Source organism: Halorubrum sp. LN27, from assembly GCF_016635065.1.
Taxonomy (GTDB): domain Archaea; phylum Halobacteriota; class Halobacteria; order Halobacteriales; family Haloferacaceae; genus Halorubrum; species Halorubrum salipaludis.
In genome coordinates, this window is sequence record NZ_JAEPET010000001.1 from 1,994,660 (window position 1) to 2,013,360 (window position 18,701).

Consider the following 18,701-nt stretch of genomic DNA (forward strand, 5'->3'; position numbering starts at 1 on the left):
CACATTTACGCGCGCTTCGTAACCGGGGACAACCAATGTCTCATAGCCCCTCACTGCCCGACCGTCCCCGTCTGGAGCTCGATCCGGAGATGAGCGAGACGGAACGGCTCGAGGCGATCCGCCAGCATTACCGGCGGATACTGCAGGTCAACGACGAGCTCGAGGACCGCCTCGACGACGCGCAGGACCGGCGAGGCGAGCTGAAGGCGGACGTCGACGAGCTGAAACGCGAGAACGAGGTGCTGAAGACCTCCTCGCTGTACATCGCCTCCGTCGAGGAGATCACGGAGGACGGCGTCGTCATCAAGCAGCACGGTAACAACCAGGAGGTGCTGACGCAGGCGTCAACGACGCTGGAGTCCGACCTCCGTCCGGGCGACCGCGTCGCGATCAACGACTCCTTCGCGGTCCAGCAGGTGCTCGACGACGAGACCGACTCGCGGGCGCAGGCGATGGAGGTCACCGAGTCGCCGGACGTGACCTACGACGACATCGGCGGCATCGACGACCAGATCCGCGAGGTCCGCGAGGCCGTCGAGGACCCGCTCGAGGACCCCGAGCAGTTCGAGAAGGTCGGCGTCGAGCCCCCGAGCGGCGTCCTCCTCCACGGCCCGCCGGGCACCGGGAAGACGATGCTCGCGAAGGCGGTCGCCAACGAGTCGGACGCCACCTTCATCAAGATGGCCGGCTCCGAGCTCGTCCGGAAGTTCATCGGCGAGGGCGCCCGGCTCGTCCGGGACCTGTTCGAGCTCGCCGCCGAGCGCGAGCCCGCCGTCATCTTCATCGACGAGATCGACGCGGTCGCCGCCAAGCGGACGGACTCGAAGACCTCGGGCGACGCCGAGGTCCAGCGCACGATGATGCAGCTGCTCTCCGAGATGGACGGCTTCGACGACCGCGGCGAGGTCCGGATCATGGCCGCCACCAACCGCTTCGACATGCTCGACGAGGCCATCCTCCGTCCGGGCCGCTTCGACCGCCTCATCGAGGTGCCCGAGCCCGGCCCCGAGGGCCGCGAGCGCATCCTGGAGATCCACACCCGCGACATGAACGTCGCCGAGGGGACCGACGTGGGCGCGGTCGCCCGCGAGCTCGACGGGTACAGCGGCGCCGACATCGCCTCGCTGGCCACGGAGGCCGGGATGTTCGCGATCCGCGACGGCCGCACCGAAGTGACGCAGGCGGACTTCGAGGCGGCCCGCGAGAAGCTGCAGGACGCCGAGCAGACCGAAGAGCAGGTCATCAACTACCAGTACTAGGCGTTTCGATCGGCGATCGGTTTCGGGTTCTGTAGGGTTTCTGGCGGTGAGTTCTCGATGACGAAGGCCTGCAAAGGCCCAGCTGCTCGGGTATAAACTGTTGACTGCGGATCGACGGTGAAGACTTCCAAAGCCCCAGGTGCGAGGAGGGCGCACGCTCGCTGCGCTCCTCACTCGGTCGCTACCGCTCCCTCGTTGCGGTGCTTACATCGCCTGCGCCCTCCTCGCGCCTGCCCCTTTGAGTCCCACCCGCACCGCGACCGCAGCCTCACGCCTCCCCAGCCTCGCCGCTCGCTGCGCTCGCGGCGTCCCTCGCGCGTGCTGCTCACGGTCGCCGAGGGCGACCGCTCGCAGGCACGCGCCGACCGTATCGTTCTTTATAAATATCGTCGTCGACGACGACTGCTTCGTAACCCCTTACCTCCCGGGTCGCCGACCTCCCGTCGATGAACACCATCCACGTCGCCGGCGGCGTCGGCGTCGCCGACACGGCGATGGCCTCCTACGACGCCGCGCTCGCGGACGCGAACCTCCACAACTACAACCTCGTCGCCGTCTCCTCGGTCGTCCCCGCCGAGGCGACCGTCGAGTCGGTCGACGAGGCCCCCGACCTCGGCCCCGCCGGCAACCGGCTCACGGTCGTCGAGGCGCGGCGGACGGTCGGCCCGGGGGACGCGGTCGACTTCCGCGAGGGCGGCCGCGCCGGCGCGGAAGACGCAGAGTCGAAGCGCGCGCCGCGCCGCCACCCCGACGTGGCGGCCGGGCTCGGCTGGGCCACCGGTCCGGGCCCCGGGCTCTTCTACGAGGTGACCGGCGAGGACCCGGACGACGTGCGCGAGCGGATCGAGGCGGGGCTCGACGCGGGCGGCGACCTCCGCGACTGGGACCTGCCGGACCGCGAGCTCCGCGTCGAGACGGCGGCCGCGGAGCCCGACCGCTTCACGACCGCGGTCGTCATCGCGGCGTACGGCGAGTCCGAGCCGATCCTGTAAGCTCCGATCGAACCCCCCGTCGGATCGCTCCCGCCGACGCCTTTTTGAGTCGGCTCCGCGTATCCAGCGTGTCTTCGATGAACGGCAACAACCCGTACGCCGGGGCACCGGGTGTGACGAACGCGGGCGAGCCCGCGGCCGTCGACCTCTCTCCGGACCAGAAACGGCGGCTCCGGCGCGCGGTCGCCGGAATCGTCTCCCGAACCGAATCGTATCTCCCGGACAGCTACGCCGTCGGCTCCGAGCTGTCGGTCGGCGCGAACGGGCCGCAGGCAACTGTCGCCGTCAACCCGCCCGCCGGTCACCCCGTCTCGGCCGGATTCACGCCCGACCCCGACGAGCTCGAGGCCGGCATCGCCGACGCCGACACCGACGAGGTCGCGCGTGGGCTGGCCGCCAGCGCCGCGATGCAGGTGATGGACGCGGTCGGCGACGTGACGCCGACCGCGAAGTGAACGCGGGCTACTCCGTCTCCGCTTCTTCGACCGTTCCGTCCGTTTCTCCGACTGTTGCGTCCGCTTCTTCGGATGTCTTGCTTCCCGCCGCGTCGTCCACAGCGCCCGGCGGCTCCAGCGTCCCCGTCACGCGCCCGTAGATCCCGAATATCTCCTCGTATCCGTGCTCGCTCGCAAGTATCGGGACCACGCCCGACTCCTCGACGCGGTGGGTGTACACGTCGTCCTCGGCGAACACCTCCCCGACGGGTATCTCCTCGAAGTTGGCGAAGTGGACCGTCGGCTCGCCGCCCCCCTTCGGCACCTCCTCGTCGCCCGCGACGACCGTCGTCTCCGTGAACGTCGGCGGCTCGTCGTCGATCGCGCCGTGGGCCCGGAGGAACGCCAGGCACGCCTCGTAGCCGAATTCGACGGCTTCCTCGCTGCCCTGTCGGCCGACCTCGATCGAGACGGTGTGCGGGATCGTCGAGTCCAGCGTCGTCCCGCGGAGCCCGCTCGCGTCGACGACGTAGTCGACGGGCATCGCCGTCACGGTCCGGCGGACTGACGGCGTGAGGCCGCTGTGGATCGCGAAGGGCGGGGGCGCGCTGTGTGAGGTGTGGAGCGCCAGCACCGCGTCCATCCCGTCCAGTTCGGCCGCGAGCCGCGGCGCGAGCGCCCGCTCGTACTCGTCGCTGTCGGCGTCGCCCGGGAACGCGCGATTCAGATCGGCGTCCGTGTACCGGGTCCCCGCCGCCAGCGCCGGCTCGTTGGCGACGATCAGGCGGACGAGCCCGTCGCCGGAGCCTTCTCCCTCCGCGTCGAGCTCGTCGGCGAGCCGCCTGACGATCCGCTCGCCGGCGGGTTCGTCGCCGTGGATCCCGCCGACGATCGCGACGCGGGCCGAGCCCGCGGACCCGCGGTCGATCGTTTCCATACCTCCACTACGCGTCGGTCCTGATAAAGTGTCGCCGTTGCGAGCCGGACCGGCGGTGTGTGACCTACCGACCGAGCCGCTCCGCGAGCGCCGCGCGGTACCGCCTCGCCAGCTCCCGGGCCACGAGCCGGTCGCGGGGGTCGACGCCGAGGGCGCGGAGCGCGCCCGCGTAGACCGCGAGCCCGCCGGCGGCCCCGACGACGATCGCGGCCCGACCGGGAACGACCGCCCGGATCGCCCGCATCGCGAGGAGGGTCACGCCGCCGGCCGCGAGCGGGGTGAGGTAGGTCCGGTCGAACGGCCACAGTCCCTCGAAGCGACGCAGCAGGACGACCTGGATCCCGTTCTGGACCGCGATCGCCAGCGAGGTGCCGAGCGCGGCGCCGACGAGCCCGTACCGGACCACGAACGCGTACGTCAGGGCGACGTTGAGGACGGCGAGCAGCCAGTCGAGCGCCATCCGGGCGTACTGGTGGTCGGTCATCATCAGGAGCCAGCCGGTCGCGCCAACCGCGCTGCCGACGAACACCCCGCCGAGGTAGACGACGAGGGGGACGTACCCGGCGACGTAGGGCTCCCCGAACAGCCCGAGCAGCTCCCGGCCGTACACGACGAGCACGGCCAAGATCGGGATCACGCTCGTGACGATCTGGCGGGTTACGGAGCCGTACACCGCGTTGAGCGTCTCGGTCCGGTCGTCCGCGTACAGCTCGGAGGCGACCGGCGGCAGCAGCTGGTTGAACGAGAGCAGCGGGATCCACGCGATCGCGATCAACACGAGGACGACGTTGTACACCCCCGCCGCGGTCGCGGTCAGCAGCGCCCCGACGAGCAGCACGTCGACGCGGTTCTGGAACACCTTCCCGAGGCTGCTCATCGCGACCGGCGCCGCGTGGTCGTAGAACCGCCGCGCCTCACCGCGTACCCCCCGAAGCGACGGGACGACTCCGGTCACCCGCGCCGAGAGGGGCGCGGCGACCGCCGCGAGCAGCGCGGTGGCGACGACGATGCCGCCGGCGACGCCGACGACGGAGTACCCCAGTCCGAGCGCCGCGACCGCGCCGACGAGCCGGACGCCCGGGCGCAGGAGCTTGTTGAAGGCGATCTCGCCGCGGGCGGAGCCGACCGCGCGGAAGATCGCCGACGCGACCATCACGACGCCGAGCAGCCCGACGAGGAACCCGAACGCGCGCATCGTCGCCGGGAACGCGGGGTCCTCGACGGTGAGCGCGTCGATCCGCGGCGCGGCGAGCCAGATCCCGGCGGCGATGGCGGCGCCGAACCCGAGCGTCGTGGCGTACGCGAGCCCGGCGACGACCCCCTGCCGGTCGGAGTCGTCCGCGTACTCCGGGAGGTACCGCTGGAGCGCCGGGACGCTCCCGAACGTGACGAGCCGAGAGAGTAACTGCGCGATCCGCCACGCCAGCGCGTACACGCCGTAGGCGGCCGGGCCGAGCCCCCTCGCGAGGACGAACTCCGTCGCGGCCGTGAGCGCGCGCTGGCCGGAGACGCCGCCGGCGGTGATCACCGCCCCGCCCGCGATCGTCACGAGCGCCTCGCGCTCGTCGTCGGGAACGGCGTCGTCGGCGTCGCTCGTGGTGTCGGCGTCGCTTGCGGTATCGGCGCCGCTGGCGGAATCGCCCGCCGCGTCGCCGCCGGCTCCGGATCCGTCGTTCACGAGTCACCTCGACGTGACCCGGCTCGGGAGAAAAGCGCCTCGTTCTCTCGGCGGTCGAGTCGAACCGGTCGAGCCGGCTACCAGCGGTGGTGCACGTGTTCGCGGACGTACTCGTCGTACACCGCGTTCGCGGCCTCGCGCTCGGCGTCGGACAGCGGGGCGGCCTCGCTCGCGGCCGCGTTCGACTCGATGTGCGCCGGCGTCGTCGAGCCCGGAATGACCGTCGAGACGGCGTCGTGGTCGAGGATCCAGCGCAGCGCGAACTCCGGTAAGGCCCGGTCGTCGGGGATCCGATCTTCCAGCGCGTCGACCGCGTCGAGGCCGGTCTCGAAGGGGACGCCGGCGAACGTCTCGCCCACGTCGAAGGCGTCGCCCTCGCGGTTGTAGTTGCGGTGGTCGTCCTCGGGGAACTCGGCGTCCCGCGAGAGCGCCCCGGTGAGCAGGCCGGAGGCGAGCGGCACCCGGCAGATCACGCCCACGTCGCGCGCGGCGGCCTCCTCTAAGAACAGCTCGGCGGGGCGCTGGCGGAAGGGGTTGAAGATGATCTGGACCGTCTCGACGCCGGGGTACGCGATCGCCTTGAGCCCCTCCTCGACGCGCTCGACGCTGACGCCGTAGTTCGCGATCTTCCCCTCGTCGGCGAGGTCGTCGAGCGCGTCGAACGTCTCCGGTCGGTAGTAGACGTCCGTCGGCGGGCAGTGGAGCTGGACCAGGTCCAGCGTCTCCATTCCGAGGTTCTCCCGCGACCGGTTCACGAACCGGCGGAGGTTCGCCTCGTCGTAGCCGTCGGCGACGTGGGGGTCGAGCCGGCGGCCGGCCTTCGTCGCCACCGTCACGTCGCCGCTCGCGATGTCGTCTTCGAGCACGTCGCCGAGGATCTGCTCGGAGCGCCCGTCGCCGTACACGTCCGCGGTGTCGAAGAAGTCGATCCCGGCGTTGCGGGCGGTCTCGACGGCTTCGACGGCCTCGGCCTCGCTCACGTCGCCCCAGTCGCTCCCGATCTGCCACGAGCCGTAGCCGACCTCGCTGACCGCGCCGACGTTCCCGAGCGTTCGGTGGTTCATGTTCACCCACCACTGATCGGGGCGAACGCAAGGGCGTTCCGGAGGCGGAACCGGGGGCACTCGCGGCGCGCGGCCAGCGCGCACCCCCGCCGCCCGCAGTCACGGGAGCTAAACGGCTCGACGCCCTACCGGCCACGTATATGCAGTTCTGTGACGACTGCGGCTCGATGATGGTCTCTCGCGACGGGGAGATGGTGTGTCAGAACGACGACTGCGGCGGCACCGCCGAGCGCGACGAGGGGCTCGCCGCGGAGTTCGAGTCGACGACCGAGCAGACCGGCGACGAGGTGATCGAGACGGAGGAGGGCGCGAACTTCGAGGGGAAGCCGACCGCCGACGACATCGTCTGCGACGAGTGCGGCCACGGCGAGGCGTGGTACACGATCAAACAAACCGGCGCCGCCGACGAGCCCCCGACGCGATTCTTCAAGTGCAAAGAGTGCGGGCACCGGTGGCGAGGGTACAACTGATCGGTTCTGTCGTAAACGCTGTCGTCGAGATCTCGTCCGAAACACCCGGTCGCGGAACGACGTTTTGATCGATTGCGGGAGTGAGTCTCGCAAATTGGCTGTTCGGTTGTTTATAAGTCTGATTTTGGTGTTGCTGTCGGCTGTTTATACGTGGTCGACGGCTCTGCGGTGAAGACCTGTAAAGCCCCAGCCGATCACTTATATATGGTTAACTGGAGATCGGCGGCGAGGACCTCCAAAGCCCCAGGCGTGAGGCGCCCAGACACTCGCTGCGCTCCTCGTCACTCGTTCCACTCGTTCCTGCGGTGCTTACATCGTCTCTGGGCGCCTCACGCCTGCCCCTTTGAGCCCCCACCCCGCACAGCAACCGCAGCCTCACGCCTCCCCAGCCTCGTCGGCGGCTCCCGTTGGTCGCCGCCGACTCCCTCGTGCGGTCTCCTCGCGGACCTTCGGCCCGCTCGGAGGCGCACGCCACCGCGGCGTCCTTTATAAGCGATTGTCCCTGTCGCTCACAGCTATTTAAATACCGTATCGTCCCCACCGATTTGCGAGACTCACTCCCGTAATCGGTCGTCACTCTGCCCGTACCGAGGACAACACGGACAGCCATCCGCCGGGGAGTTCACCGGAACCGCCGGACCACTTATAACCCGTCCCACAGCCGCGGTCCGAGAAACGCCGCCACCGCCTCTCCCACTTCTCCCGCCCGCCCCACGAAGAAGTGGTCGGACTCGAACGCCCGCGTCTCGATCCCGAGCTCCTCCGCCCTCGCCACGACGGGCTCCCAGTCGGCCGTCGAGTCGCGGGTCGCGTACAGGATCCCCGTCGCCACGCCGAGCTCGACGAGGTCGTCGAGGGCCGCGACCGCGTCGGCGTCGGGGTTCAGCCGCGCGGTCGGCGCGAGCGCGCAGACCCCGGCGAGGCCGGGGCGGGACGCGGCCGTGACGAGCGCGATCGTTCCGCCGAACGAGAAGCCGAACAGGCCGACGCGCTCGTAGCGCTCCGCGGCCCACCCCACCGCGTTGTCGGCGTCGGTGCTCTCGCCGTACCCCTCGTCCCAGTCGCCGTAGTCGAACCGGAGGCAGTCGATCCCCCGGTCGGTCAGGGCGTCGCTCACCGCCCGCAGCCGCTCGTCGCCGCGGTGGCCGCGCTGCTGCGGGTGCGGGGGGCAGGCGACGACGACCGTCTCCGACTGAGAGCCGTCGCTCGCGGCGGTGTCGAGGGTGGCGCGCACGTCGCGGCCGCCGGGGATCAGGACGGTGTCGCTCACGGACTCGGAAAATCCGCCGCGTCAGGGGACCTGCGTCACGCGATCAACGTCGTCAAGCTCGGCGAGGTCGGCCGCGAGCGCCCCCTGGTCGACGTTCGCCTCGTAGTAGAACACGAGATCGAAGGTGCCGTCGCGGAGGAGCTGCTGGCACTCCCAGACGAACTCCTCGTCGTCGAGGGTGCGCCCTTGGAACTGGTTCGACGAGAAGTCCGTGTCGTCGTTGCCGGCCTCGATGTACGCCTCGCCCTTGCCGGCGTGGTCGGCGATGACCTCGTTGATCGCGACCGTGAGCTCGTGCATCTCCAGGTCCTCCTGGCCGCCGAGCGTCGTGTGGACGATACAGCCCGCGAGTTCGATGTCGCCCGGCTCCAGTAAGGCCTTCGTCCGCGTGTAGAGGTCGGCGTCGACGGTCTCGCTCATGGTCGGCTATTCCGGCTCCCCTGATAAACGAATGACGGTTCACCGCCGCGTTCCCAGGCTCCGGGACTCACCGCCGGAGGGAGACGACGGTTTCACCGGAGTCGTCCCCCGCCGCGGGCTCCTCCACCGCCACGAGCCCGTCGTCCGCGAGGTCGTCGATCAGCCCGCGCAGCCACTCCCGCCCGTGCTCGCCGTCGGGCGCGTAGTCGACGCGAACGCGGGGACCGAGGTCGTCGAGCGCCAGTTCGTCGTACTCGCCGAGCGTCCGGACGACCCGCCCGCGGAACTGTCGGCGGCTCCCCTCGAAGCTCGGCTGTTCGGGCACGTCGGGCGCGGTGAAATCGCCGGTCTCGTAGGCGTGACACCACCCGCGCCACGGGCAGCCGGCCTCGTCGCAACGCGGGGTCGTCCCGCAGGCGACGCCGCCGAGCTCCATGATCGCGTTGTTCCAGACGCGGGACTCGCCGTCGGGCATCACGCGCGAGGCGACCCGCGCGAACGCGTCGTCGTCGTCCGGCACCCCGAACGCGCGATGGAGCACCCGCTTCACGTTGGTGTCGACGACGGCGTCGCCGTTATTGAACGCGAACGACGCTACCGCGTTGGCGGTGTAGGGGCCGACGCCCATCAGCTCCTGGAGCTCTTCGGGGGTCTCCGGAAACGTCCCGTCGTACTCGCCCTCGACCTGTCCGGCCGCCTCGTGGAGGTACTTCGCGCGGTTGTTGTAGCCGAGCGAGTGGTCCGACCAGAACGCGACCACGTCGCCGCGGTCGGTCGCCGCCAGGGCCGCGGTCGTCGGCCACTCCTCGAGGAAGTCCTCCCACGCGGGGACGACCCGATCGAGCTGGGTCTGCTGGCTCATCACCTCGCTGACGAGGATCTCGTAGGGGTCCTCGGTGCGCCGCCACGGGAACTCGCGGTGGTCGGCCTCGTACCAGTCGACGAGCGCCTCGCAGACCGCGTCGAGGTCGGCCGGCAGCGCCGGGGCGTCGCCCTCGGCGAGCCCCTCCGGGCCGCCCTCCGCGGTCGCGTCCGAGTCGGTCATTACCGTCGCTCCGGCCGGCGGCGGTTTATCCGTGCTGGTCCGCGTCGGGGTGTCCGTCGACACCGCCCTCCACCGGCTCCATCGAGCGCGGGTCGCGGTCGGGACCCGGATACTCCCCGCCGACGGCCTCCGGGTACAGCCCCGCCGGCGAGAAGACGGTCGCGAACGCCCGCGGCTCCCGGACGCTCACCGCCATCCGGTCCCGGAGGCCCGCCGCGGCCTGCGGGCCCGTGAGCGACGGGTCGAAGCTCACGACCTGCATCGCGCCGCCGCGGTACGCCGACGCCAGCGCCGGGTGGTCGCCCGCGGGCTGTGCCACCGGTTCGCGCCACGCCGCGACCGCGTCGCGCCAGTCGCCCGCCAACTCGTCGTCTGCGAGCGCGGCGATCACCGCCGCCGCGTCGTCGAGGAGCGGGTCGCTGGCGACGAGGGTCGTCCACGCGTGCGAGCGCAGCGCGTCGAGCGACTCGCGGGCCGCCCCGCCGACGAGGAGGTCGGCCGCGAGCACGTCGGCGTCGGCGACGACACGGGCGGGGCTCGGCTCGGGGTCGACGGGCGGGAGGGTCTCGGCGTCGCCCTCGGCCTCGGTGGCGTCCAAGTCCGATCGTCGCTCGGCCAGCGCCGCGCTCACCGCCTCGGCGTCCGCGTCGTACTCGGCGGCTCGGTCGAAGAGGTCGGCGAAGGTCATTGTCGAGGGATCGGGGGCGACGGATATCGGGCTTGCGGCCGGCGGCGGGAGCGAGTCGAAGCCGGGGCTGTTCAAGCGGAAATGAGAGAAGAGCCTAGGCCGAGATTTGAACTCGGGGTCTCGTCCTTACCAAGGACGCGCTTTACCGCTAAGCTACCCAGGCACGCAATCAGTCGTTGACCGGATTCGACTTTATGGGTTTCGATTCGGGGGCGACCCGTCACGCGGACACACACCGCCCTGTCGCCGTCGGGCGACTCAGCGATCGGTCGCGCTCACGGCGCGGTCGGAGATGTCGGCGATCCGGTCGGCCGTGGTCTCCGGGAGCGCGCGCCCCGGCGGCGGGAACTCGCCGTCGTAGTCGGCCGCCAGGTTGCGGGCGTACGTCAACAGCTCCTCGGGCGGGTCGCCGCCGACGGCGGTGGTGCCGGCGACGACCGCGAGCTCGAGGGCGTCGATCTCCAGGTTCCGGTCGAGCGCGGTCGCCGCGGCGGGGTCGGTCCCCTCGCGGTCCCGGAGCGTCTGGTCGCGGCCGAACGCGCGCACGACCTCGACCGCGGCCGCGGCGGCGTCGGTGCACGCGAGCAGGGCGAACCCGCGCGAGACGAGCACGTCGGCGGTGAGCACGTCCATGTCGGCGTCGATGTCCGACTCCTGCGTGGGCGCGGTCACCCACGGCTCCTCGTGGGCCACCGACCGGGTGAGCCGGAGGCCCTCGTAGATGAGCTGGACGCCGGCGGCCCGGTCGACCACCGCGTCGGGGTCGACCTCGGGGTCGACCGCGCGGGCGGTGACGAGCGCCAGCACCCCCGGGGTCACGGCGGCGTTCGCGATCCGGTCTTCGAGGGCCTCACGCAGCTCGTCGGGCTCGACGTCGGCGAGCGCCTCAGACGCGGCGTCACGCGCTCGCGCGGCATCGTCCATTACGTAACGGTAGTCGATCGAGGGGCAAAGACCTTTGGAAACGAACGGGATACGCGACCGTGATCCGCACCCGAGACGACGACGGGATCCGCGTCGTGACGATCGACCGCCCCGCGCGCCGCAACGCCCTCCGCCCCGAGGACCTGACCGCGCTCCGCACCGCCGTCGCCGACGCCGACGCGCCTGTGACCTACCTTCGCGGTGCCGGCGAGGCGTTCTGTGCCGGCGCCGACCTCGACGTCGTCGCCGCGCTCGACGATCCGGAGTCGTTCGCCCGCGCGGGCCAGCGCGCGGCCGAGGCGATCGCCGGCGCCGAGACGGTCGTCGTCTGCGGGATCGACGGCGCGGCCCGCGGCGGCGGGGTCGAGATCGCGCTCGCGGCTGACCTCCGAATCGCCACGCCCGCGGCGACGTTCGCGGAGCCGGGCGTCCAGTTCGGGCTGTTCGGTGCGTGGGGCGGGACCGTCCGTCTGCCGCGAATCATGGGCGAGGGCGACGCCCTCGACTTCGCGCTCTCGGGGCGCGTGCTCGACGCGGACGAGGCGCTCCGGACCGGGCTCGTCTCCCGCGTCGTCGACGACCCGCGCGAGGTCGCCGACGAGATTGCAAGCGGAAAGCCGGACGCGCTTCGCGCGATCAAACGCCGGGTGCGCGACCGCCGCGACGACGGGGCACAGGAGCGCGCGGAGGCGACCGCCTTCGCCGAGCTCGTAGCCGAACACGCCGACGATATCGCGGCGACGCGCGGGGAGTAGTCTCGCCTCGGAACTCATCCCCTCATCCGAGGTCTCCGGGCCCGTCTTCTTGCGGTCGGTCGGATGTGACAGGTTTAAGTAATCCTCCGACTAACCAGCGAATGCGAAGCACGCACCGGTAGTGTAGTGGTATCACGCAACCTTGCCATGGTTGCAACCCGAGTTCAAATCTCGGCCGGTGCATTTTGCGAACTGCCTAGCCGGGTAGTCTCACCTCGCTCTCAAACCGCTCGCGACGACTCCGGCGTACCGACCCACCGGCAACCGTCACGGTTAGGTTCGCCCGTTCGTTTGCACACGTAAACCCGTCTCTCCGGCGAGTGCGCGGAGAGTCCGATCCACCATGCAACAGTACCTCGATCTCGTCGACGAGACCCTCTCGACGGGCACGTACAAGCCGAACCGGACCGGCGTCGACACGATCGCGACGTTCAGCGGGCAGTACACCGTCGACCTCGCGGAGGGGTTCCCGCTCCTCACGACCAAGAAGATGGACGGCTACCGCTGGAACTCGCTGATCCACGAGGTGCTCTGGTACCTCTCCGGCGAGGAGCACATCCGGAACCTCCGCGAGGAGACCAAGATCTGGGACGCGTGGGCCGACGAGGAGGGCAAACTCGACACCGCCTACGGCCGCTTCTGGCGCCGGTTCCCCGTGCCGGACGGCGTCGACGCGCTTCCCGGGGAGACGTGGCCCGAGGACGCCCACCGCTGGGTGACCGTCGAGGAGGGACCGGACGGCGCCGAGCGCCGGACCTTCGACCAGATTCAGTACGTGCTCGACACCTTAGCGGAGAACCCGCAGTCGCGCCGGATGGTCGTGAACGCGTGGCATCCCGCCAACGCCGCGGTCTCGACGCTCCCGCCGTGTCACTACACCTTCGTCGTGAACGTACAGGACGGGCGGCTCAACCTCCACCTCACGCAGCGCTCGGGGGACATCGCGCTCGGGGTCCCGTTCAACATCGCCGCCTACGCGCTGCTCGCGAACGCGCTCGCGCAGCGGACGGGGTTCGAGGTCGGCGAGTTCGGTCACACCGTCGTCGACGCCCACGTTTACTGCGGGCGCGGCGAACGGGGGAAGTGGTACGCGAACAACCTCCCGTACGTGCAAGACCGGCTCGCGAACGTCGAGAGCAAGGCCGACTACCTCGACGTGAAGAGCTGGGTCGAGCGCACGGCCCCCGACGAGGCCGACGGCGAGGAGGGGTACGACCACGTCCCCGGCCTGCTCGAACAGCTCTCGCGGGAGCCGCGCGAGCGCCCACGGATCGAGATCGCGGACGTGCCGCTCGACGAGCTCACCTACGAGGACATCGAGGTCGTCGACTACGACTCCGCGGACGGCATCTCGTTCGCGGTCGCGGAGTGATGGTCGGGGACGCGTCCGACGGCGAGGCGTCCGGCGTCGCGGCCATCGACCTCGTCGTCGTCGCCGCGGTCGCCGAAAACGGCGTCATCGGCGACGGCGGCGGGATGCCGTGGCACTACCCGGCCGACCTGGCGCACTTCAAACGGCTCACGACGGGGCATCCCGTGATCGTCGGCCGGACGACCTACGAGAGCATCGCCGACCGGATCGGCGGCCCGCTCCCTGACCGCACCAGCGTCGTGCTGACGACGCGCGATCTCGATCTCCCCGAGGGCGCCGTCGTCGCGAGCGACGTCGGGGAGGCCGTCGACCTCGCGACCGCCGACGCGGCCGAGCGCGGCGTCGACGCGGTCTACGTGATCGGCGGCGCGACCGTCTACGAGCAGCTCCTCGACCGCGCCGACCGGATGGTGCTGACCGAGGTCCCCGAGCGCCCCGACGGCGACACGCGCTTTCCGGACTGGGACCCCGAGGAGTGGGCCGAGGCGGAACGCGAAGTCGTCGGGACCGGTGACAACGACGAAACCGACGCCGCCGACCTCGCGTTCGTCACCTACGAGCGAACCGTCGACTGAAGGGGACCGACTCCCCTGCCCGTTGGCAGATCGAAGTCTGCTAGGTTGGAATCAAATCTGGTTATTTCTGGCTATTCAGTCAGCAATCCCCGTTAACCACAGAGTTTCGGCTACTGTCTTCGCGAAATAGCGATCGAGAAAACATTTTTCACGCCACATCGTGTTGTGTGTTCACATGGCACTGTCAGAAACCGCGATCGAGCCCAAACGGTGTCCGTTCTGCGGGGCGACACTCGCGTCGCCCGGCGCGGGCTTCATGCGCCACGTCGAGGCCGAGCCCGAGTGTCGCGACGCGTTCGAGACGTGGCGCGACCGCGTCACCGACGACATGCGGGCCGGCTGGGCGGGGTGACGGCCCCGCCGTATCGAGGCTCGTGGGAGTCCGAATCAGCTCCGCAGCGCCTCCACGGGGCGCTCGTTCGCGGCCTTCCACGCCGGATACGCGCCGCTGACGATCCCGACGCCGACGCCGAAGCCGAGCGCCAACAGGAGGTAGTAGCCGTTCGTCGGGTCGAGCACGAGCGCCGCGTCGACCGCGGGCGTCGCGGCCACCAGCCCGGCGACGAGCAGCACGGTCAACAGGGTCCCAGCCGCGGCGCCCGCCGCGCCGATAAGCCCGGCCTCCGCTAACAGCACGCGCAACACGTCTCGACGCGTCACGCCGACCGCGCGCATCACGCCGATCTCCTGTCTGCGCTCGACCGTGCTCATCAGCATGACGTTGAGGATCGAGACGCCGGCGACCACGAGCGAGATGGCGCCGAGCCCGAGGAGGAACGTGCTCAAGAGATCGAAGAAGTCGTTGATCTCGTCGACGAGCGCCGCCAGCTCGAACAGGTCGACGCGCTCCTCCCGGGCGTTCACCTCCTCGCGGATCGCGTCCGCGGCGGCCCGCGCGGTCGCCCCCGACTCCGCGACGACCAGCGCCTGCGCGTAGCCGTCGGCGGCGAACGCCGACTCCGGGAGGAAGACGGCGTCGTCGGGCGCCACCGGGCTGAACGTCTGGCTCTCGGCGAGCACCGCGACGACGCGGACCTGCGACCCCGCGATCCCGACGGTGTCGCCCGCCCCGAGGCCGAGGTCCTCGGCGACGCCCGCGCCGACGATCGCCCCCTGCCTGTGGCGGTCCGGGAGCCTGCCCTCCGCGGCCTCGAACGCGAGCCCCGGCTCCTCGACGCCGTAGACCGTCGCGAAGGTCTGTGAACTCGGCCCCTCGACGACCGCGTTGTCGGAGTACAGCGGGACGACGGCCGGGTCGCCGACCGCCGGATCGTCGACGGCGCGGCGGATCGCCGCCACGTCGGCCGCCGAGAGCGACTCCACGCCGGCGTCCGCGTTCGGCGAGACTACCACTTGCGTGCCGATGTCGCCGATTGCGTCGTCGGCGCCGAGCGCGAGTACGTTCCCGAAGATCCCCAGCCCCGCGACCGCGAGCACGCCGATACAGACGCCGAGGACCGCGAGTATCGTCCGCACGCGGTTCCGCCGGAGGTTCCGCGCGGCCATCGAGACGGCGGGTCGCCAGCCCCGGAGCCAGCCCCTGGCGCCCTCGCTTCCGCCGCCCACGCCGGGCTCCGGGCCCCCCGATCCCTCCGTCATCGTTCCCCCGGTCTGAGAGCCGCGTCGGCGTCCCGGTCCGAAGGCCCCTCGGCCGGGGGGTCCCTGCCCGGGATCCCGCCCTCTAGGACCCCGTCCGTGAGCTCGACGACACGGTCCGCGTACTCCTCGACCAGCGGGTCGTGCGTGACGGCGACGACGGCGACCCCCTCCTCCTTCACGCGCTCGAACTCGGCGAGGATCGACTCGCCGGTCTCCGTGTCGAGGTTCCCCGTCGGCTCGTCCGCGAGCAGCACCGCCGGCTCGTTGATGAGCGACCGGGCGATGGCGACCCGCTGTTTCTGCCCGCCGGACAGCTCCGAGGGCTCGTGGTCCAGCCGGTCGCCGAGCCCGAACCGGCCGAGCAGGTCGGCGGCGCGGTCGCTCGCGTCCCCCGGGTCGAACGCGGTCGAGAGCGCGACGTTCTCGACCGCGGTCAGCGTCGGCAGGAGGTGGAAGTCCTGGAAGACGAACCCGATCGACTCCTTGCGGGCCGCGGTGCGCTCGCCGACGGTGAGCTCGGTCACATCGGTCCCGTCCAGCAGGCGCCACCCGTCGGTCGGGTCGTCGAGGAGCCCGAGCACGTTGAGCAGCGTCGACTTCCCGGAGCCGCTGGGGCCGACGACCGCGACGAACTCCCCCGGCTCGACCGCGAAGTCCACGTCGTCGAGCGCCACGACGGGCTCGGCGCCCGCGCCGGGGTACCGCTTGGTCGCGCCGCGCAGTTCGACGCTATACATCGCGTCGACGGACCGCGCTCCCGACGACCGCGACGCCCGCGCCGCCGACGAGTCCGACGATCCCGAGCGCCCCCAGCGTCCCGACGCCGCCGGAGCCGCCTCCGCCGCCGTCGCCCGACTCGGGGAGCGCCACCGTCGCGGTCTCGGTGTACCGGACGCCGCGCTCGGTGTACGCGATCCGGATCGGGACCGAGTCGGCGACGGAGGCGTTCGCCGTCGTCCGCAGGTCGAAGGCGACGAAGTCGCCCGCCCCCACGCCGCCGACGAAGTACTCCCGGCCGGCCGGGGTCGGCTCGACCCCCTCGGCGCCGGCGACCGAGACGACGACCCCCTCCAGCTCGCCGGTGCCCGCGTTGCCGAGGTTCGCGTCCACGACCACCTCGCCGCCCTCGGTTGTCCGGACCGTCGCGTCGGTGACGGTCGGGGCGCCCTCGCGCGTCGGGTACCGGACGGACGAGGTCGCCGTCCGGTTCGCGCCGGCCCCGGCGGGCGCGTCGAGTTCGGACCGGAACGCCGCCGTAACCGTCACGTCCGAGCGCTCGTCGAGGGGACCGAGGTCGACGATCACTCGCCGCTCCTCGCCCGGCGCCACGTCCTCCACGACGAACGGGCCGGCCTCGACGGTCGGGTCGGCCGCGTCGGACTCCCCGGCGTCGCCGTCATCTCCCCTGCCAGCCTCGACCGGCGTGCCGACGGCGGTCAGGTGCACGCGGTCGGCGGTCGACGTCCCGGTGTTGACGACGGTCACCGCCACCGGCGAGTCCGCCGATCGGACCGACTCGGCCGCGTCGTCAGCGGACGACTGGAGCCCGCCGCCCCCGCCGCCGAAGACCCCCTCGATGCCGTCGACGCCGATCCCGCCGGCGCTCTGGTCCTCCTCGTCGCTCCGGAGGTCCTCCGGCGAGAGCGCCCGGGCCCGCACGTCGAGCGCGACCTCGGCCGGCTGGACGTCGACGACCACGTCACGCGTCACGGTGACGGTCTCCCCGTCGTCGCCGTCGGTCGCCTCCCCCTCGGCGACGACCTCGACCGTGAGCCGGTGCTCGCCCGGCTCGTCGAAGCGGGTCCACAGGACCACGTCGGTCGCGTCGCCCGCCGAGAGCGCCCCGACCGCGGTCGCCTCGTCGCGGGAATCGCGGTCCGCGCCCCCGTTGTCGCCGCCGTCCGCGTCGATGAGCCGGACGCTCGTCACGTCCGCCGCCGCCGGGCTCCCGCCGGAGTTCGAGACGGTCACGTTCAGCGCCGTCCGCTCGCCGACGGCGGGCTCGCTCGAACTCACGTCCACCCCGTCGATCGCGATCCGGGCGTCGGGCACCGCCGCGGCCGCGCCGACGGCCCCCAGGAGCGCCAGCAGGGCCAGCAGCGCGGCTGTGGTTCTCGTGGGTGTCAATGTCACCCCTCTTAGGGGAGTCCCGGGGATATATCCGTCGCAGGCGGGGATCGAAGACCCGTCGCAGACGACGAGCGCGGCGGCGGTTTCCGCGGCGATCTCTCCGGCGTCGACGCGGACGGATAGGGTGCGGGGTCCCGATCCGAGCGTACCGGTTACGGTTGCTTTTTCAACCGTCCGGTATAAGAACGGGTAATGAGCCAGCGCGACACCGCGAGAGCGGGTGATCGACGATGATGGGCGGCAACGACCAGCAGGCGTACGACCGCGGCACGTCGCTGTTCTCGCCCGACGGACGGATCTATCAGGTGGAGTACGCCCGCGAGGCGGTCTCGCGCGGCGCGCCGAGCGTCGGCGTCCGGACCGCCGACGGCGTCGTCTTCGTCGCGATGTCCCGCGCCTCCTCGACGCTGATGGAGGCCGAGAGCATCGAGAAGCTCCACAAGCTCGACGACCACCTCGGCACCGCGAGCGCCGGCCACGTCGCCGACGCCCGCCAGCTGATCGACCTCGCGCGCCGCCAGTCGCAGGGGAACCGCCTCCGCTACGGCGAGCCCGTCGGCGTCGAGACGCTGACGAAGTTCGTCACCGACCACATCCAGGAGAACACGCAGCGCGGCGGCACTCGGCCGTACGGCGCCGCGCTCCTCATCGGCGGCATCGACAACGGCGAGCCGCGCCTGTTCGCCGCCGACCCCTCCGGCACCCCGAACGAGTGGAAGGCGACCGTCATCGGCGGCGGCCGTCAGGACATCCAGGGCCACCTCGAAGAGGAGTGGACCGAGGGGCTCTCGCTCGACGCGGGCGTCGAACTCGGCATCGCCGCGCTCGCCGCCCACGACGACGAGTTCGAGCCGGAAGACCTGGCCGTCGCCACGGTCACCGAGGCGGACGGCTACCGGACCCTCCCGGTCGAGGAGGTCGCCGAGGCGTTCGAGGCCGCCGGGCTGACGGTCGGCGACGAGGACGAGGAGGGCGACGACGCGGACGCCGGCGAGGCGGACGCTGACACCGACGACACCGACGACGAGGAGTAACCTCCTCGTCTCTCGACGCCTTTCTCCGCTTTCTCCGCTTCCTCCCGCTCGTCAT

General features: G+C 71.3%; 20 protein-coding genes and 2 tRNA genes. 10 read left to right on the forward strand and 12 right to left on the reverse strand.

Features of this window, described 5'->3' with window-relative positions; all coding sequences use genetic code 11:
- Nucleotides 1-35: 35 nt before the first annotated feature.
- From JIN95_RS09700 to JIN95_RS09710, 3 genes are all read left to right on the forward strand, one after another.
- Nucleotides 36-1,259, forward strand: coding sequence for a proteasome-activating nucleotidase (locus tag JIN95_RS09700; RefSeq protein WP_095637420.1), 1,224 nt, complete (start codon nucleotides 36-38; stop codon nucleotides 1,257-1,259).
- Between the two features lie 446 nt (nucleotides 1,260-1,705).
- Complete coding sequence (locus JIN95_RS09705) at nucleotides 1,706-2,251, forward strand: pyruvoyl-dependent arginine decarboxylase (protein WP_095637419.1); 546 nt, start codon at nucleotides 1,706-1,708, stop codon at nucleotides 2,249-2,251.
- 77 nt (nucleotides 2,252-2,328) lie between these two features.
- Nucleotides 2,329-2,706, forward strand: a complete 378-nt coding sequence (locus JIN95_RS09710) for a DUF5811 family protein (RefSeq protein ID WP_095637418.1) — start codon at nucleotides 2,329-2,331, stop codon at nucleotides 2,704-2,706.
- A 7-nt stretch (nucleotides 2,707-2,713) separates the two neighbouring features.
- Here JIN95_RS09710 and JIN95_RS09715 read toward each other — a convergent pair whose 3' ends face one another.
- From JIN95_RS09715 to JIN95_RS09725, 3 genes are all read right to left on the reverse strand, one after another.
- Nucleotides 2,714-3,622, reverse strand: coding sequence for a succinylglutamate desuccinylase/aspartoacylase family protein (locus JIN95_RS09715; protein ID WP_200531313.1), 909 nt, complete (start codon nucleotides 3,620-3,622; stop codon nucleotides 2,714-2,716).
- 64 nt (nucleotides 3,623-3,686) lie between these two features.
- Nucleotides 3,687-5,300 (reverse strand): lipopolysaccharide biosynthesis protein, encoded by a 1,614-nt coding sequence (locus JIN95_RS09720; protein ID WP_200531314.1) that lies wholly within the window; start codon nucleotides 5,298-5,300, stop codon nucleotides 3,687-3,689.
- Nucleotides 5,301-5,377: 77 nt separating this feature from the next.
- A complete protein-coding gene (locus tag JIN95_RS09725) occupies nucleotides 5,378-6,364 on the reverse strand; it encodes an aldo/keto reductase (protein WP_200531315.1) in 987 nt (328 codons plus the stop codon).
- A gap of 140 nt (nucleotides 6,365-6,504) precedes the next feature.
- Between JIN95_RS09725 and JIN95_RS09730 the strand changes: the two genes are divergently transcribed.
- Entirely contained in the window at nucleotides 6,505-6,834 is a 330-nt protein-coding gene (locus JIN95_RS09730; RefSeq protein ID WP_200531316.1) for a transcription factor S, read from the forward strand.
- A 643-nt stretch (nucleotides 6,835-7,477) separates the two neighbouring features.
- On the opposite strand, the gene JIN95_RS09735 is transcribed toward JIN95_RS09730, so the two are convergent.
- The 6 genes from JIN95_RS09735 to JIN95_RS09760 all read right to left on the reverse strand — a co-directional run bounded on the left by JIN95_RS09735 (nucleotide 7,478) and on the right by JIN95_RS09760 (nucleotide 11,181).
- Nucleotides 7,478-8,104: a CocE/NonD family hydrolase gene (locus JIN95_RS09735; RefSeq protein WP_200531317.1), complete on the reverse strand. Its 627-nt coding sequence runs from the start codon at nucleotides 8,102-8,104 to the stop codon at nucleotides 7,478-7,480.
- 21 nt (nucleotides 8,105-8,125) lie between these two features.
- The gene (locus JIN95_RS09740) at nucleotides 8,126-8,524 is read right to left on the reverse strand and encodes a DUF5778 family protein (protein ID WP_200531318.1); all 399 of its coding nucleotides are present in this window, start codon (nucleotides 8,522-8,524) and stop codon (nucleotides 8,126-8,128) included.
- A 67-nt stretch (nucleotides 8,525-8,591) separates the two neighbouring features.
- On the reverse strand, nucleotides 8,592-9,569 hold the full coding sequence (locus JIN95_RS09745; RefSeq protein ID WP_200531319.1) for an A/G-specific adenine glycosylase: 978 nt from the start codon (nucleotides 9,567-9,569) through the stop codon (nucleotides 8,592-8,594).
- Nucleotides 9,570-9,594: 25 nt separating this feature from the next.
- Nucleotides 9,595-10,257 (reverse strand): hypothetical protein, encoded by a 663-nt coding sequence (locus tag JIN95_RS09750; RefSeq protein ID WP_200531320.1) that lies wholly within the window; start codon nucleotides 10,255-10,257, stop codon nucleotides 9,595-9,597.
- Between the two features lie 91 nt (nucleotides 10,258-10,348).
- Nucleotides 10,349-10,420, reverse strand: a tRNA-Thr gene (locus tag JIN95_RS09755).
- 95 nt (nucleotides 10,421-10,515) lie between these two features.
- Nucleotides 10,516-11,181 (reverse strand): hypothetical protein, encoded by a 666-nt coding sequence (locus tag JIN95_RS09760; RefSeq protein ID WP_200531321.1) that lies wholly within the window; start codon nucleotides 11,179-11,181, stop codon nucleotides 10,516-10,518.
- A gap of 59 nt (nucleotides 11,182-11,240) precedes the next feature.
- On the opposite strand from JIN95_RS09760, the gene JIN95_RS09765 reads away from it, so the two are divergent.
- The 5 genes from JIN95_RS09765 (at nucleotide 11,241) to JIN95_RS09785 (ending at nucleotide 14,235) form a co-directional block, all read left to right on the forward strand.
- Entirely contained in the window at nucleotides 11,241-11,936 is a 696-nt protein-coding gene (locus JIN95_RS09765; protein WP_200531322.1) for an enoyl-CoA hydratase/isomerase family protein, read from the forward strand.
- Nucleotides 11,937-12,048: 112 nt separating this feature from the next.
- Nucleotides 12,049-12,119: transfer RNA gene (locus tag JIN95_RS09770), tRNA-Gly, on the forward strand.
- A gap of 160 nt (nucleotides 12,120-12,279) precedes the next feature.
- A complete protein-coding gene (thyA, locus tag JIN95_RS09775) occupies nucleotides 12,280-13,308 on the forward strand; it encodes a thymidylate synthase (protein WP_200531323.1) in 1,029 nt (342 codons plus the stop codon).
- Nucleotides 13,308-13,883, forward strand: coding sequence for a dihydrofolate reductase (locus JIN95_RS09780; protein ID WP_200531324.1), 576 nt, complete (start codon nucleotides 13,308-13,310; stop codon nucleotides 13,881-13,883). Before thyA ends, JIN95_RS09780 begins: the two co-directional genes overlap by 1 nt.
- A gap of 175 nt (nucleotides 13,884-14,058) precedes the next feature.
- Complete coding sequence (locus JIN95_RS09785; protein WP_200531325.1) at nucleotides 14,059-14,235, forward strand: hypothetical protein; 177 nt, start codon at nucleotides 14,059-14,061, stop codon at nucleotides 14,233-14,235.
- 35 nt (nucleotides 14,236-14,270) lie between these two features.
- On the opposite strand, the gene JIN95_RS09790 is transcribed toward JIN95_RS09785, so the two are convergent.
- The 3 genes from JIN95_RS09790 to JIN95_RS09800 are packed head-to-tail and all read right to left on the reverse strand — an operon-like array spanning nucleotide 14,271 to nucleotide 17,615.
- Nucleotides 14,271-15,482, reverse strand: a complete 1,212-nt coding sequence (locus JIN95_RS09790; RefSeq protein ID WP_200531326.1) for an ABC transporter permease — start codon at nucleotides 15,480-15,482, stop codon at nucleotides 14,271-14,273.
- Nucleotides 15,479-16,219 carry an ABC transporter ATP-binding protein gene (locus tag JIN95_RS09795; RefSeq protein ID WP_200531327.1) on the reverse strand — a complete coding sequence of 247 codons (741 nt, stop codon included), beginning with the start codon at nucleotides 16,217-16,219 and terminating at the stop codon, nucleotides 15,479-15,481. Before JIN95_RS09795 ends, JIN95_RS09790 begins: the two co-directional genes overlap by 4 nt.
- Complete coding sequence (locus tag JIN95_RS09800; protein WP_200531328.1) at nucleotides 16,212-17,615, reverse strand: hypothetical protein; 1,404 nt, start codon at nucleotides 17,613-17,615, stop codon at nucleotides 16,212-16,214. Before JIN95_RS09800 ends, JIN95_RS09795 begins: the two co-directional genes overlap by 8 nt.
- 230 nt (nucleotides 17,616-17,845) lie before the next feature.
- Between JIN95_RS09800 and psmA the strand changes: the two genes are divergently transcribed.
- Nucleotides 17,846-18,646: an archaeal proteasome endopeptidase complex subunit alpha gene (gene psmA, locus JIN95_RS09805; RefSeq protein WP_200532140.1), complete on the forward strand. Its 801-nt coding sequence runs from the start codon at nucleotides 17,846-17,848 to the stop codon at nucleotides 18,644-18,646.
- The last annotated feature ends 55 nt before the right edge of the window (nucleotides 18,647-18,701 follow it).

Bases quoted from the DNA above. Each gene is read 5' to 3' on its own strand.
- JIN95_RS09740 (WP_200531318.1), bottom strand. From the start codon at position 8,524: ATGAGCGAGACCGTCGACGCCGACCTCTACACGCGGACGAAGGCCTTA.
- JIN95_RS09710 (WP_095637418.1), top strand. From the start codon at position 2,329: ATGAACGGCAACAACCCGTACGCCGGGGCACCGGGTGTGACGAACGCG.
- JIN95_RS09705 (WP_095637419.1), top strand. From the start codon at position 1,706: ATGAACACCATCCACGTCGCCGGCGGCGTCGGCGTCGCCGACACGGCG.
- psmA (WP_200532140.1), top strand. From the start codon at position 17,846: ATGGGCGGCAACGACCAGCAGGCGTACGACCGCGGCACGTCGCTGTTC.
- JIN95_RS09795 (WP_200531327.1), bottom strand. From the start codon at position 16,219: ATGTATAGCGTCGAACTGCGCGGCGCGACCAAGCGGTACCCCGGCGCG.
- thyA (WP_200531323.1), top strand. From the start codon at position 12,280: ATGCAACAGTACCTCGATCTCGTCGACGAGACCCTCTCGACGGGCACG.
- JIN95_RS09730 (WP_200531316.1), top strand. From the start codon at position 6,505: ATGCAGTTCTGTGACGACTGCGGCTCGATGATGGTCTCTCGCGACGGG.
- JIN95_RS09750 (WP_200531320.1), bottom strand. From the start codon at position 10,257: ATGACCTTCGCCGACCTCTTCGACCGAGCCGCCGAGTACGACGCGGAC.
- JIN95_RS09725 (WP_200531315.1), bottom strand. From the start codon at position 6,364: ATGAACCACCGAACGCTCGGGAACGTCGGCGCGGTCAGCGAGGTCGGC.
- JIN95_RS09780 (WP_200531324.1), top strand. From the start codon at position 13,308: ATGGTCGGGGACGCGTCCGACGGCGAGGCGTCCGGCGTCGCGGCCATC.
- JIN95_RS09790 (WP_200531326.1), bottom strand. From the start codon at position 15,482: ATGACGGAGGGATCGGGGGGCCCGGAGCCCGGCGTGGGCGGCGGAAGC.
- JIN95_RS09760 (WP_200531321.1), bottom strand. From the start codon at position 11,181: ATGGACGATGCCGCGCGAGCGCGTGACGCCGCGTCTGAGGCGCTCGCC.
- JIN95_RS09785 (WP_200531325.1), top strand. From the start codon at position 14,059: ATGGCACTGTCAGAAACCGCGATCGAGCCCAAACGGTGTCCGTTCTGC.
- JIN95_RS09745 (WP_200531319.1), bottom strand. From the start codon at position 9,569: ATGACCGACTCGGACGCGACCGCGGAGGGCGGCCCGGAGGGGCTCGCC.
- JIN95_RS09700 (WP_095637420.1), top strand. From the start codon at position 36: ATGTCTCATAGCCCCTCACTGCCCGACCGTCCCCGTCTGGAGCTCGAT.
- JIN95_RS09715 (WP_200531313.1), bottom strand. From the start codon at position 3,622: ATGGAAACGATCGACCGCGGGTCCGCGGGCTCGGCCCGCGTCGCGATC.